This window comes from Janthinobacterium sp. SUN033, from assembly GCF_030397595.1.
Taxonomy (GTDB): Bacteria; Pseudomonadota; Gammaproteobacteria; order Burkholderiales; family Burkholderiaceae_D; genus Janthinobacterium; species Janthinobacterium kumbetense.
The window spans coordinates 343,990-358,098 of record NZ_JAPQNV010000004.1 but is presented as its reverse complement, the minus strand read 5'-3'; the positions used below and the strand labels follow the sequence as shown (position 1 = coordinate 358,098).

Annotated in this window: 9 protein-coding genes and 4 tRNA genes; all 13 read left to right on the top strand. The window is 56.1% G+C overall.

Features of this window, described 5'->3' with window-relative positions:
* Positions 1 to 61: 61 nt before the first annotated feature.
* Positions 62 to 146 (top strand) — tRNA-Tyr (locus OX460_RS18720).
* Between the two features lie 62 nt (positions 147 to 208).
* Positions 209 to 282 (top strand) — tRNA-Gly (locus OX460_RS18715).
* 43 nt (positions 283 to 325) lie between these two features.
* Positions 326 to 400, top strand: a tRNA-Thr gene (locus OX460_RS18710).
* Positions 401 to 488: 88 nt separating this feature from the next.
* Entirely contained in the window at positions 489 to 1,679 is a 1,191-nt protein-coding gene (gene tuf, locus OX460_RS18705; RefSeq protein ID WP_077398776.1) for an elongation factor Tu, read from the top strand.
* Between the two features lie 66 nt (positions 1,680 to 1,745).
* A tRNA-Trp gene (locus OX460_RS18700) sits at positions 1,746 to 1,821 on the top strand.
* Between the two features lie 32 nt (positions 1,822 to 1,853).
* On the top strand, positions 1,854 to 2,237 hold the full coding sequence (secE, locus tag OX460_RS18695; RefSeq protein WP_010394308.1) for a preprotein translocase subunit SecE: 384 nt from the start codon (positions 1,854 to 1,856) through the stop codon (positions 2,235 to 2,237).
* On the top strand, positions 2,237 to 2,863 hold the full coding sequence (nusG, locus tag OX460_RS18690) for a transcription termination/antitermination protein NusG (protein ID WP_077398778.1): 627 nt from the start codon (positions 2,237 to 2,239) through the stop codon (positions 2,861 to 2,863). Before secE ends, nusG begins: the two co-directional genes overlap by 1 nt.
* A 115-nt stretch (positions 2,864 to 2,978) precedes the next feature.
* Complete coding sequence (gene rplK / locus OX460_RS18685; RefSeq protein ID WP_034753131.1) at positions 2,979 to 3,413, top strand: 50S ribosomal protein L11; 435 nt, start codon at positions 2,979 to 2,981, stop codon at positions 3,411 to 3,413.
* The gene (rplA, locus tag OX460_RS18680; protein ID WP_034753134.1) at positions 3,413 to 4,108 is read left to right on the top strand and encodes a 50S ribosomal protein L1; all 696 of its coding nucleotides are present in this window, start codon (positions 3,413 to 3,415) and stop codon (positions 4,106 to 4,108) included. The genes rplK and rplA overlap by 1 nt, the downstream gene beginning before the upstream one ends.
* A gap of 320 nt (positions 4,109 to 4,428) precedes the next feature.
* Positions 4,429 to 4,968, top strand: a complete 540-nt coding sequence (rplJ, locus tag OX460_RS18675; RefSeq protein ID WP_034753621.1) for a 50S ribosomal protein L10 — start codon at positions 4,429 to 4,431, stop codon at positions 4,966 to 4,968.
* Positions 4,969 to 5,035: 67 nt separating this feature from the next.
* Complete coding sequence (rplL, locus tag OX460_RS18670; protein WP_070223390.1) at positions 5,036 to 5,407, top strand: 50S ribosomal protein L7/L12; 372 nt, start codon at positions 5,036 to 5,038, stop codon at positions 5,405 to 5,407.
* Between the two features lie 232 nt (positions 5,408 to 5,639).
* Positions 5,640 to 9,746, top strand: a complete 4,107-nt coding sequence (gene rpoB / locus OX460_RS18665; RefSeq protein ID WP_077398780.1) for a DNA-directed RNA polymerase subunit beta — start codon at positions 5,640 to 5,642, stop codon at positions 9,744 to 9,746.
* Positions 9,747 to 9,855: 109 nt separating this feature from the next.
* Complete coding sequence (rpoC, locus tag OX460_RS18660) at positions 9,856 to 14,097, top strand: DNA-directed RNA polymerase subunit beta' (protein ID WP_034753138.1); 4,242 nt, start codon at positions 9,856 to 9,858, stop codon at positions 14,095 to 14,097.
* The last annotated feature ends 12 nt before the right edge of the window (positions 14,098 to 14,109 follow it).

Genomic DNA, 14,109 nt, shown 5'->3' with positions numbered 1-14,109 from the left:
CAGGCATCAGTAAATAAGGTTGACAGTTGTGGGTAGATGCTTCATACTCTGCGGTTCCCGCGGAGGGGTGGCCGAGTGGTTAAAGGCGACAGACTGTAAATCTGTTCTCTATGAGTACGCTGGTTCGAATCCAGCCCCCTCCACCAAGTTTTTGCAAGGAAAACTGGGTAGTAGCAAAAGTAAGTGAAGATAAAGTGAACGATACCTCGCGGGTGTAGCTCAATGGTAGAGCAGAAGCCTTCCAAGCTTACGACGAGGGTTCGATTCCCTTCACCCGCTCCAGTTTCCGTTCAGATGCTTGATGCATCGCATGCAACAAATTACAGCCCTTGTAGCTCAGTGGTAGAGCACTCCCTTGGTAAGGGAGAGGCCACGTGTTCGATCCACGTCAAGGGCACCAGAATTCGCAGCAGGCAGCACAGAAGCAATTCAAACCAGACCGTCGGGCGTGTGCCTGAGCAATCTAATCAAATCATTAGGAGTTCAAAATGGCAAAAGGTAAATTCGAACGGACCAAGCCGCACGTCAACGTCGGCACCATCGGCCACGTCGACCACGGTAAAACCACGCTGACCGCTGCAATCGCAACGGTTCTGTCGAAGAAATTCGGCGGCGAAGCTAAAGCATACGACCAGATCGATGCAGCTCCAGAAGAAAAAGCGCGCGGTATCACGATTAACACCGCCCACGTCGAGTACGAAACGGAAACGCGTCACTACGCGCACGTTGACTGCCCAGGCCACGCCGACTACATCAAAAACATGATTACCGGTGCTGCCCAGATGGACGGCGCGATCCTGGTGTGCTCCGCAGCTGACGGCCCAATGCCACAGACCCGCGAACACATCCTGCTGGCCCGCCAAGTTGGCGTTCCATACATCATCGTGTTCCTGAACAAGTGCGACCTGGTCGACGACGCAGAGCTGCTGGAACTGGTTGAAATGGAAGTGCGCGAGCTGTTGTCGAAGTACGAATTCCCAGGCGACGACCTGCCAATCATCAAAGGTTCGGCACGTATGGCGCTGGAAGGTAAAGAAGGCGAAATGGGTGTTGACGCAGTGCTGCGTCTGGCCGATGCGCTGGATGCTTACATCCCAACGCCAGAGCGCGCTGTTGATGGCGCCTTCCTGATGCCAGTAGAAGACGTGTTCTCGATCTCGGGTCGCGGTACCGTTGTGACCGGTCGTATCGAGCGCGGCATTGTTAAAGTCGGCGAAGAGATCGAAATCGTTGGTATCACCGATACCGTCAAAACGACTTGCACCGGCGTGGAAATGTTCCGCAAACTGCTGGACCAAGGTCAAGCAGGCGACAACGTTGGTCTGCTGCTGCGCGGCACCAAGCGTGAAGACGTGCAACGTGGTCAAGTTCTGGCAAAACCAGGCTCGATCAAGCCGCATGCTCACTTCACCGGCGAGATCTATGTTCTGTCGAAAGACGAAGGCGGTCGTCATACGCCATTCTTCAACAACTATCGTCCACAGTTCTACTTCCGTACGACGGATGTAACCGGTTCGATCGAGTTGCCAGCAGACAAAGAAATGGTCATGCCAGGCGATAACGTGTCGATCACCGTCAAGCTGATCAACCCGATCGCGATGGAAGAAGGTCTGCGCTTCGCTATCCGCGAAGGCGGCCGTACCGTCGGCGCCGGCGTGGTTGCAAAAATTATCGCATAAGGAGATGTTATGCTTCCACCCGGGGCGTCCTGGGTGGTAGAATAGCACTCCTCGAAAGTTTTACGTAGGGACGTAGCTCAATTGGCAGAGCGTCGGTCTCCAAAACCGAAGGTTGGGGGTTCGATGCCCTCCGTCCCTGCCACCGTCAAGGTGCAGGGCACCGAAAGTAGAAAAATGTCAAATCAATCCGTGCAAACCGTTAGCACGTCGAGTGACAAGATAAAAGTCGCGCTGGCAATAGTGGCTGCGATTGCAGGAGTAGTCGGGTTTTATTACCTGGCAGGCCAACCAGCTCTGGTGCGTGCAAGCGCGCTTGTGGCTGGTTTGGTTATTGCTGTTGCGCTCTTGTATGTCTCGACGACCGGCCGTGAATTTCTCAATTTCGCCAAAGAAGCTGTGCGCGAAACCAAGAAAGTCGTTTGGCCTACCCGCAAAGAAGCCACGCAGATTACTGCGATCGTGTTTGCCTTTGTGCTGGTCATGGCGATTTTCCTGTGGGGCACGGATAAATTGCTCGAGTTTTTGTTGTATGACGTAATTCTGGGTTGGAAAAAATAATGAGCGAAAATGTGCATGATGAAGCGGCGAACGAGTCCGTTCCGGGCGACGCTCCGGTAGCGGACACTGGTGCAGCGCTGAGCGTGCCAGTGAGCAGCAAGCGCTGGTATGTCGTGCATGCTTATTCCGGCATGGAAAAAAGCGTCATGCGCGCACTGACCGAGCGCATCGAGCGCGCGGGCATGCAAGACCAGTTCGGCCAGATCCTGGTGCCGATCGAAGAAGTTGTCGAAGTCAAGAATGGTGTCAAGTCCGTCACCGAACGTCGTTTCTATCCTGGCTATGTGCTGGTTGAAATGGAAATGACGGACGAAAGTTGGCACTTGGTCAAGAATACCAGCAAGGTTACCGGTTTTATTGGTGGCAAGTCGAACAAGCCGACGCCGATCTCCGCGCGCGAAATCGACGGCATCATGAAGCAGATGCAGGAAGGTGTTGAAAAGCCCCGTCCGAAAACCTTGTACGAAGTGGGCGAGCAAGTACGCATCAAGGATGGTCCGTTTACCGACTTCAACGGCAATGTCGAAGAAGTCAATTACGAGAAATCCAAAGTGCGCGTCTCGGTCACCATTTTCGGTCGCGCTACTCCGGTAGAGCTCGAATTCGGCCAGGTCGAAAAAGTCTAAGTATTATCAAGCGCCACCAGGAGCGTCGCGGCAGTCTCAGCGAAATCCGGTCAGAGGAGCCCCGCCAGGGTAGGATCGGCGGGGCGCTACTACTCAATCCAAGATAGGAGCCATCATGGCAAAGAAAATCATTGGTTTTATCAAGCTGCAAGTGCCAGCTGGTAAAGCAAACCCATCCCCACCAATCGGTCCAGCTCTGGGTCAACGTGGTCTGAACATCATGGAATTCTGCAAGGCCTTCAATGCACAGACCCAAGGTCTGGAGCCAGGCATGCCGATTCCAGTCGTGATCACCGCATTTGCGGACAAGTCCTTCACGTTCGTGATGAAGACGCCTCCAGCAACCTACCTGATCAAAAAAGCTGCTGCGATCACCAAAGGTTCGCCGAAGCCACATACCGACAAAGTCGGTACGCTGACCCGCGCACAAGCTGAAGAAATCGCTAAATTGAAAACCCCTGATCTGACCGCTGCCGACATGGATGCTGCTGTACGCACCATCGCTGGTTCCGCTCGTTCGATTGGTATCACGGTGGAAGGTGTTGTATAATGGCTAAGTTATCCAAACGTATCAAGGCTTTGAAAGCCAAAGTCGACCGTACCAAAGTGTACGCTTTCGACAACGCTGTCGCTCTGATCAAAGAGTGCGCAACGGCCAAGTTCAATGAATCGATCGACGTATCGGTACAACTGGGTGTTGATCCTAAGAAATCCGACCAAGTGGTGCGCGGCTCCGTCGTGCTGCCAGCTGGTACCGGCAAAACCGTACGCGTGGCAGTATTCGCGTCGGGCGAAAAAGCTGAAGCTGCTAAAGCAGCTGGCGCCGACATCGTTGGTATGGAAGACCTGGCTGAGCAGATCAAAGCCGGCGACATGCCTTTCGATATCGTTATCGCTTCGCCAGATACCATGCGTATCGTTGGTACCCTGGGTCAGATCCTGGGCCCGCGCGGCATGATGCCTAACCCGAAAGTTGGCACTGTTACTCCTGACGTCGCTACCGCCGTGAAAAACGCGAAAGCCGGTCAAGTTCAGTACCGTACCGACAAATCCGGTATCATCCACGCTACCATCGGCCGTAAATCGTTCGCTGACGCAGATCTGAAGTCGAATCTGGTCGCACTGATCGACGCACTGAACAAAGCCAAGCCAGCATCGAGCAAAGGCGTGTACCTGCGCAAAGTTTCGCTGTCGTCGACCATGGGCGCTGGCGTCCGTGTTGACCAGGCTAGCCTGGCAGCTTAAGTAACAGAATCAAGTCCTGTAGCGCCTTCGGGCGCTGCGGGCGCATCTTTGGGCTGTCTGCCCGGTGTCCGCACCGGGCAGGCAGACAATCAAAGACCGTTGGGCCGACTGCGATCGCACATGCAGAAGGTTAATAGGCTTGCCGGCAACGGCAAGTGCCCAACGCAGATGGTGTACCCGAACAAGTTTTGTAGTCCTCATGCTGCGTGAATCCATCCGCTCAGTTTAGTACTTCTTGACTTCGGACGCCGTGTTCGAACCGATGCAAGGCGCTCAACCACTCGGTTGTGATTGCCGAACATCATTTAAGGAGGTTGACCGTGAGTCTCAATCTGAATGACAAAAAGGCCGTCGTCGCCGAAGTTTCCGCACAAGTAGCAAATGCGCAAACGATCGTCGTGGCCGAATATCGTGGCATCCAGGTTGGTCACTTGACGCAACTGCGTGCTAAAGCGCGTGCCCAAGGCGTGTACCTGCGTGTGTTGAAAAACACTCTGGCTCGTCGCTCCGTTGAAGGTACCGCATTCGCCAGCCTGGCAGATGCCATGACCGGCCCGTTGATCTACTCGATCTCGGCCGATGCCGTTGCAGCAGCTAAAGTCATCGCTGACTTCGCTAAAACCAACGACAAACTGGTCATCAAAGCAGGTAACTACGCAGGCAAGCCGCTGGATACAGCTGCTGTCACCGCGTTGGCGAGCATTCCTAGCCGTGAAGTCCTCATTTCGCAGTTGTTGGGCGTTATGCTGGCTCCGGTTTCGGGCTTTGCACGTGGTCTGGCTGCCCTGGCAGCGAAAAAAGGCGAAGGCGCCGAAGCTCCTGCAGAAGCAGCAGCAGAAGAAGCCCCAGCAGCCGCTTAATTGCGCGCGCTTTTTTCTCTCAGTACCAATCTGATGTAACTAACGTAATAAATTTAGGAGTTTCAAAATGGCAATTAGCAAAGACGATATCCTGGAAGCAGTTAGCGCCATGTCCGTAATGGACCTGAACGACCTGGTTAAAGCATTCGAAGAAAAATTCGGCGTGTCCGCAGCAGCGATGGCTTCGGCCGGTCCTGCAGCAGGCCCAGCAGCAGCTGCTGAAGAGCAAACCGAGTTCAACGTTGTTCTGGACACCTTCGGCGCAAACAAAGTTGGCGTCATTAAAGCAGTTCGCGAAATCACCGGCCTGGGCTTGAAAGAAGCTAAAGACCTGGTCGATGGCGCACCAAAAACTGTGAAAGAAGCAGTGTCGAAAGCTGATGCTGAAGCAGCAGTTAAGAAACTGGTAGAAGCCGGCGCAACCGCTTCGATGAAGTAATATCTGTACCGGCGTCAGTTAGCGCCCGAGTCAAAGTCTGAGGTTTCCCCTCGCAAGGGGGGGAATCCGACTTTGGCTCCTTTGTCGTCTGTATCGTATTTGTAGCAGCAGTTTTGTTCGATTCAAGCCGGAAAGCAGAGCCTTGAGGTTTCGTCTGTGTCACACGCAGCGGTGCAAACGAACACTTGCAAAACCTGAATTTTCTATCCTTTCTGTCACTCACGGAGTGTCCATGCACTACTCATTTACTGAGAAGAAACGCATTCGCAAATCATTCGCGAAGCGCGCCAACGTTCACCACGTTCCGTTCCTGCTGGCGACCCAGCTCGAGTCTTATCATAGTTTCTTGCAAGAGGACATAGCACCGTCCGGCCGCAAGAATGATGGCCTGCAGTCGGCTTTCACTTCGATTTTCCCTATCGTTTCGCACAATGGTTTTGCGCGTCTCGAATTCTTGTCGTACGTTCTGGGCGATCCTGCCTTTGACGTCAAAGAATGTCAACAACGTGGCCTGACGTTCGCGTCGCCGCTGCGCGCGAAAGTGCGCCTGGTGATCCTGGACAAGGAATCGCCAACCAAGCCTGTCGTCAAGGAAATGAAAGAACAGGAAGTCTACATGGGCGAATTGCCGCTCATGACGACCACCGGTTCGTTCGTCATCAACGGCACGGAGCGGGTTATCGTTTCCCAGCTGCACCGTTCGCCTGGCGTGTTCTTCGAGCACGACCGCGGCAAGACCCACTCGTCGGGCAAGCTGCTGTTCTCCGCGCGTATCATTCCTTACCGCGGTTCGTGGCTGGACTTCGAGTTCGACCCGAAAGACATCCTGTTCTTCCGCGTCGACCGCCGCCGCAAGATGCCAGTGACGATCCTGCTCAAAGCCATCGGCATGTCGCACGAGCAAATCCTGGCGAATTTCTTTGTCTTCGACAATTTCAACCTGCGCTCCGAAGGCGCGGAAATGGAATTCGTCTCCGAACGTCTGCGCGGCGAAGTGGCGCGCTTTGACATCGTCGACAAGTCGGGCAAGACCCTGGTGCTGAAAGACAAGCGTATCAACGCGAAACACGTGCGTGATATCGAAGCTGCCGGCATCAAGCACATTTCCGTACCGGAAGACTACCTGCTGGGCCGCGTATTGGCGAAGAATATCGTCGATGGCGACACCGGCGAAGTCGTCGCGTCCGCGAACGATGAGCTGACCGAAGACTTGCTGGGTCGCTTGCGCGATGCCAACATTTCCGAAATCCAGACCTTGTACACCAACGACCTGGATCAGGGCGCCTACATCTCGCAAACCCTGCGTATCGACGACACCGCCGACCAGATGGCTGCGAAAGTGGCGATCTACCGCATGATGCGTCCAGGCGAACCGCCAACGGAAGATTCCGTTGAAGCGCTGTTCAATGGCCTGTTCTACAACTCGGACCGTTACGACCTGTCGGCCGTGGGCCGCATGAAGTTCAACCGCCGCATTGGCCGCGATGAACTGACGGGCGCCATGACCCTGTCGAACGAAGACGTGCTGGCCGTGATCAAGATCCTGGTGGAACTGCGCAATGGCCGCGGCGAAGTCGATGATATCGATCACCTGGGTAACCGTCGCGTACGTTGCGTGGGCGAACTGGCCGAGAATCAATTCCGCGCCGGCCTGGTGCGTGTTGAACGCGCCGTCAAGGAACGCCTCGGCCAAGCCGAAGCGGACAACCTGATGCCGCACGACCTGATCAACTCGAAGCCGATTTCGGCCGCGATTCGCGAGTTCTTCGGTTCGTCCCAGCTGTCGCAGTTCATGGACCAAACCAATCCTCTGTCGGAAATTACCCACAAGCGCCGCGTATCGGCTCTGGGACCCGGCGGTCTGACACGCGAACGCGCCGGCTTTGAAGTGCGCGACGTGCATCCGACCCACTACGGCCGCGTCTGCCCGATCGAGACACCGGAAGGTCCGAACATTGGTCTGATCAACTCGCTGGCTCTGTATGCCCGCCTGAATGAATACGGCTTCCTGGAAACCCCGTACCGCAAGGTCGAAGGTTCCAAGATTACCGATCAGATCGACTACCTGTCCGCCATCGAAGAAGGCCGCTACATCATCGCTCAGGCGAATGCGACCATCAACGACGAAGGCATGCTGTCCGATGAACTGGTCTCGGCCCGTGAAGCCGGCGAAACCATCCTGGTCTCTCCAGAGCGCATCCAGTACATGGACGTGGCGCCAGGCCAGATCGTTTCCGTCGCTGCCTCGCTGATTCCGTTCCTCGAACACGATGATGCGAACCGTGCATTGATGGGCGCCAACATGCAACGCCAGGCCGTGCCTTGCTTGCGTCCGGAAAAAGCGCTGGTCGGTACCGGTATCGAACGCACCGTTGCGGTCGACTCGGGCACGACCGTGCAAGCGCTGCGTGGCGGTATCGTCGATTACATCGATGCGGGCCGTGTCGTGATTCGCGTGAACGATGACGAAGCTACCGCTGGTGAAGTGGGCGTCGACATCTACAACCTGATCAAGTACACCCGTTCGAACCAGAACACCAACATCAACCAGCGTCCTATCGTGCAAGTGGGCGACCGTGTTGCCAAGCGCGACGTGATCGCCGACGGCGCATCGACCGACCTGGGTGAATTGGCGCTGGGCCAGAACATGACCGTGGCTTTCATGCCATGGAATGGTCTGAACTTCGAAGATTCGATCCTGATCTCGGAAAACGTCGTCAAGGACGACCGCTACACCTCGATTCACATCGAAGAGTTGTCGGTAGTAGCCCGTGACACGAAACTGGGCGCGGAAGAAATTACGCGCGACATCTCGAACCTGGCTGAAAACCAGCTGGCTCGTCTGGATGAGTCTGGTATCGTCTACATCGGCGCGGAAGTACAAGCCGGTGACACCCTGGTCGGTAAGGTAACGCCTAAAGGCGAAACCCAGCTGACCCCGGAAGAGAAGCTGCTGCGCGCGATTTTCGGCGAAAAAGCGTCGGACGTGAAAGACACCTCGCTGCGCGTGCCTTCGGGCATGATCGGTACCGTGATCGACGTGCAAGTCTTCACCCGTGAAGGCATCGTGCGCGACAAGCGTGCCCAGCAAATTATCGATGACGAACTGAAACGCTTCCGTCTGGATCTGAACGACCAGATGCGTATCGTTGAAGGCGATGCCTTCCAGCGTCTGGAAAAAATGCTGATCGGAAAAGTTGTCAACGGCGGCCCGAAAAAGCTGGCCAAAGGCGCCAAGATCACCAAGGAATACCTGGCCGATCTGGACAAATACCACTGGTTCGACATCCGCCCTGCGGACGACGATGCCGCGGTAGCGCTGGAAGCGATCAAGGAATCGATCAACGAGAAGCGTCACCAGTTCGATCTGGCCTTCGAAGAGAAGCGCAAGAAACTGACGCAAGGCGATGAGCTGCAACCAGGCGTGCAAAAAATGGTCAAGGTGTACCTGGCCGTGAAACGCCGCCTGCAGTCGGGCGACAAGATGGCAGGTCGCCACGGTAACAAGGGTGTGGTTTCCCGTATTGTTCCTGTGGAAGATATGCCATACATGGCCGACGGCACGCCAGCCGACGTTGTGCTGAACCCGCTGGGCGTTCCTTCGCGGATGAACGTTGGTCAGATTCTCGAGACTCACTTGGGCTGGGCTGCCAAGGGTCTGGGTATCCGCATCGGCGAAATGCTGAAGGCGCAAACCAAGGTCGAGCAAGTGCGCAAGTACCTGACGACGATCTACAACGACAACGGCCGTGCCGAAGAGCTGAACGACTTCGACGACGAAGAGATCATGAAGCTGGCGGAAAACCTGAAAAAAGGTGTTCCATTCGCCACGCCAGTGTTCGACGGTGCCAATGAAGAAGAGATCCGCCGCATGCTGGACCTGGCGTATCCGGACGACATCGCCAAGAACCTGGGCATGACCGCTTCGAAAAACCAGGTGACCATGTATGACGGTCGCACCGGTGAAGCGTTCGAGCGCAAGGTTACTGTCGGCGTCATGCACATGCTGAAACTGCATCACTTGGTTGATGACAAGATGCATGCGCGTTCGACCGGTCCTTACTCGCTGGTGACGCAACAGCCACTGGGCGGTAAAGCCCAGTTCGGTGGTCAGCGTTTCGGTGAGATGGAAGTCTGGGCACTGGAAGCGTATGGCGCGTCGTATGTCTTGCAAGAGATGTTGACCGTCAAGTCCGATGACGTGAATGGCCGTACCAAAGTGTACGAGAACCTCGTCAAGGGCGACCACGTGATCGACGCCGGCATGCCGGAATCGTTCAACGTGCTGGTCAAGGAAATCCGTTCGCTGGGTATCGATATCGACCTCGAACGCAACTAAAAGACAGCCACCTGTCATTTGGTTTGGGAAACACAAAGCCCGGCTGGGAAACCACGCCGGGCAATGTAGTCTCAGGAATATAGAAATTTAATCACCTCTGGAGTGATACATGAAAGCACTGCTCGATCTATTCAAGCAAGTACAGACCAACGAGACCTTCGATGCAATCAAGATCGGTCTTGCTTCGCCTGAGAAAATCCGTTCGTGGTCCTACGGCGAAGTCAAGAAGCCGGAAACCATCAACTACCGTACCTTCAAGCCTGAGCGCGACGGCCTGTTCTGCGCCAAGATCTTTGGCCCGATCAAGGACTACGAATGCCTGTGCGGCAAGTACAAGCGCCTGAAACACCGCGGCGTAATCTGCGAAAAGTGCGGCGTCGAAGTCACGCTGGCCAAAGTGCGCCGCGAGCGCATGGGCCACATCGAGCTGGCTTCGCCTACCGCGCACATCTGGTTCCTGAAGTCGCTGCCGTCGCGTCTGGGCATGGTCCTGGACATGACCCTGCGGGACATCGAACGCGTGCTGTACTTTGAAGCATACGTCGTGACCGATCCAGGCATGACCCCGCTGAAAAAATGCCAGATCATGTCGGAAGACGACTACGCCGCCAAGTACGAAGAGTACGGCGACGACTTCACCGCCTTCATGGGCGCCGAAGGTATCCGTGAACTGCTGCGCTCGATCGACATCCACCGCGATGCCGAAACCCTGCGCGTGGAACTGAAGGAATCGAAATCCGAAGCCAAGATCAAGAAATACGCGAAGCGCCTGAAAGTGCTGGAAGCGTTCCAACGTTCGGGCATCAAGCCTGACTGGATGATCATGGAAGTGCTGCCAGTGCTGCCGCCGGAACTGCGTCCGCTGGTACCGCTGGATGGCGGCCGTTTCGCGACCTCGGATCTGAACGATCTGTATCGCCGCGTCATCAACCGTAACAACCGTCTGAAACGCCTGATGGAGCTGCGCGCTCCAGAGATCATCACGCGCAACGAAAAGCGCATGCTGCAAGAAGCGGTCGATTCGCTGCTGGACAACGGCCGTCGCGGCAAAGCGATGACCGGCGCCAACAAGCGTCCGCTGAAATCGCTGGCAGAGATGATCAAGGGCAAGGGCGGCCGTTTCCGTCAAAACTTGCTGGGCAAACGCGTCGATTACTCCGGTCGTTCGGTCATCGTCGTGGGCCCGCAATTGAAACTGCATCAGTGCGGCTTGCCGAAACTGATGGCGCTGGAACTGTTCAAGCCATTCATTTTCAATAAACTGGAACTGATGGGCCTGGCGACTACGATCAAGGCTGCGAAGAAGCTGGTCGAGATTCAAGAGCCGGTCGTGTGGGACATCCTGGAAGACGTGATCCGTGAACATCCGATCATGTTGAACCGTGCACCTACCTTGCACCGTCTGGGTATCCAGGCGTTCGAGCCGGTCCTGATTGAAGGCAAGGCCATCCAGCTGCATCCGCTCGTCTGCGCCGCATTCAACGCCGACTTTGACGGTGACCAAATGGCGGTCCACGTTCCTCTGTCGATCGAAGCGCAGATGGAAGCACGCACTTTGATGCTGGCATCGAACAACATCCTGTTCCCGTCGAACGGCGAACCGTCGATCGTTCCTTCCCAGGATATCGTGCTGGGTCTGTACTACGCGACCCGCGAAGCGATCAATGCGAAGAACGAAGGGATGATGTTCCCTGACGTATCGGAAGTGATCCGCGCCTACGACAACAAGGAAGTCGAACTGACGACCCGCGTTACCGTGCGTATTACCGAATACCCGAAAAACGCCGAAACGGGCGAATTCGAGAAAACGGTTACCCGCTACGAAACGACGATCGGCCGTGCGATCCTGTCGGAAATTCTGCCTAAAGGCTTGCCGTTCTCCGTCCTGAACCGCGCGCTGAAAAAGAAAGAAATTTCCAAGCTGATCAACACGTCGTTCCGCAAGTGCGGCCTGCGCGCCACCGTGGTGTTCGCAGACAAACTGATGCAATCGGGTTTCCGCCTGGCGACACGCGCCGGTATCTCGATCTGCGTCGACGACATGCTGGTACCGCCTCAAAAAGTTACCCTGATCGCGACGGCCGAATCGGAAGTCAAGCAGATCGAACAGCAATACGCCTCGGGTCTCGTGACCGCCGGCGAGCGTTACAACAAGGTAGTCGATATCTGGGGCAAGACCTCGGATGAAGTCGGCAAGGCCATGATGGACCAGCTCAAAGTCGAAGACGTGATCCGTCGCGACGGCACCAAGTCGACGCAAGAATCGTTCAACGCCATTTACATGATGGCCGACTCCGGCGCGCGCGGTTCCGCAGCCCAGATTCGCCAGTTGGCCGGTATGCGTGGTCTGATGGCCAAACCGGATGGCTCGATTATCGAAACGCCGATTACCGCGAACTTCCGCGAAGGTCTGAACGTTTTGCAGTACTTCATTTCGACCCACGGTGCGCGTAAAGGTCTGGCCGATACGGCGCTGAAAACGGCTAACTCCGGTTACCTGACGCGTCGTCTGGTTGACGTGACGCAAGACTTGGTGGTGATCGAGGACGATTGCGGCACCATGAACGGCGCCGTCATGAAGGCACTGGTCGAAGGTGGTGAAGTTATCGAACCGTTGCGTGACCGTATCCTCGGCCGCGTGGTGGTGCATGACGTCGTCAATCCTGAAACCCAGGAAACGCTGTACGAAGCCGGCACCTTGATGGACGAAGACATGGTCGAAGAGATCGAACGTCTGTCCATCGATGAAGTCAAGGTTCGCACGCCACTGACTTGCGACACGCGCTTCGGCTTGTGCGCCAAGTGCTATGGCCGCGACCTGGGCCGCGGCATGCTGGTCAACGCCGGCGAAGCCGTCGGTGTGGTGGCAGCGCAGTCGATTGGTGAGCCTGGTACCCAGCTGACCATGCGTACGTTCCACATTGGTGGTGCGGCATCGCGTGCGGCAGTGGCATCGTCGGTGGAAGCCAAGTCGAACGGTACCATCCGCTTCACGGCAACCATGCGTTATGTGACGAACGGCAAGGGCGCGCAAATCGTCATTTCCCGTTCCGGCGAAGTGCTGATCACCGACGACCATGGCCGTGAGCGTGAGCGTCATAAAGTACCGTACGGTGCGACCCTGATCGTCAAGGACGGCATGGTCATCAAGGCCGGTACGGCCCTGGCAACGTGGGATCCGCTGACCCGTCCGATCATTACCGAATACGCCGGTCAAGTGCGTTTCGAGAACGTCGAAGAAGGCGTCACCGTAGCCCGTCAGGTCGACGAAGTGACCGGTCTGTCCACCCTGGTGGCGATCGATGCGAAACGTCGCGGTTCGTTGACGAAAACGTTGCGTCCGCAAGTCAAGCTGATCAACGACGCGAACGAAGAAGTCAAGATCGCCGGCACCGAACACTCGGTGGCGATCGGTTTCCAGGTTGGCGCGCTGATCATGGTCAAGGACGGTCAACAGGTATCGGTTGGTGAAGTGCTGGCACGTATTCCTACCGAATCGCAAAAAACGCGCGATATTACCGGTGGTCTGCCACGCGTTGCGGAACTGTTCGAAGCGCGCTCGCCGAAAGATGCCGGTATGCTGGCGGAAGTCACGGGTACGGTTGCGTTCGGTAAAGAAACCAAGGGCAAGCAGCGTCTGGAAATCACGGACATGGACGGCAACAAGCATGAGTTCTTGATCACCAAGGACAAACAAGTGCTGGTGCATGACGGCCAAGTCGTGAATAAGGGCGAGATGATCGTGGACGGCCCGGCCGATCCGCAAGACATCCTGCGCCTGCTGGGTATCGAAGCGCTGGCACGTTACATCGTTGACGAAGTGCAAGACGTGTACCGTCTGCAAGGCGTGAAGATCAATGACAAGCACATCGAAGTGATCGTGCGCCAGATGCTGCGCCGCGTTCAGATCGTCAATGCCGGCGACACCAACTACATTGTTGGCGAGCAGGTAGAGCGTTCGGAACTGCTGGACGAGAACGATCGCATGGCCGTTGAGAACAAGATTCCAGCGACCTACGAAAACGTCTTGTTGGGTATTACCAAGGCATCGCTGTCGACCGATTCGTTCATCTCGGCCGCATCGTTCCAGGAAACCACCCGCGTGCTGACCGAAGCGGCGATCATGGGCAAGCGCGATGGTCTGCGCGGCCTGAAAGAGAACGTCATCGTCGGCCGTCTGATTCCTGGCGGTACGGGTCTGGCCTTCCACCGCGCACGCAAAGAAAAAGAAGCGTGGGAAGTGGAAGAGCGTCAAGCGCTGCTGCTGGCCGAGAAAGCCTCGATGGCTGGCGAAGCTGCCGAAGCGCTGCAGGATATCGAAACCCAGCAACACCACGGCGACGAAGCGTAATCTGCGCTGCTA

What these genes read in the sequence shown, in the direction of transcription:
- rplK (WP_034753131.1), top strand. Translation starts at nt 2,979, where the DNA reads ATGGCAAAGAAAATCATTGGTTTTATCAAGCTGCAAGTGCCAGCTGGT.
- rpoC (WP_034753138.1), top strand. Translation starts at nt 9,856, where the DNA reads ATGAAAGCACTGCTCGATCTATTCAAGCAAGTACAGACCAACGAGACC.
- rpoB (WP_077398780.1), top strand. Translation starts at nt 5,640, where the DNA reads ATGCACTACTCATTTACTGAGAAGAAACGCATTCGCAAATCATTCGCG.
- nusG (WP_077398778.1), top strand. Translation starts at nt 2,237, where the DNA reads ATGAGCGAAAATGTGCATGATGAAGCGGCGAACGAGTCCGTTCCGGGC.
- rplA (WP_034753134.1), top strand. Translation starts at nt 3,413, where the DNA reads ATGGCTAAGTTATCCAAACGTATCAAGGCTTTGAAAGCCAAAGTCGAC.
- secE (WP_010394308.1), top strand. Translation starts at nt 1,854, where the DNA reads ATGTCAAATCAATCCGTGCAAACCGTTAGCACGTCGAGTGACAAGATA.
- tuf (WP_077398776.1), top strand. Translation starts at nt 489, where the DNA reads ATGGCAAAAGGTAAATTCGAACGGACCAAGCCGCACGTCAACGTCGGC.
- rplL (WP_070223390.1), top strand. Translation starts at nt 5,036, where the DNA reads ATGGCAATTAGCAAAGACGATATCCTGGAAGCAGTTAGCGCCATGTCC.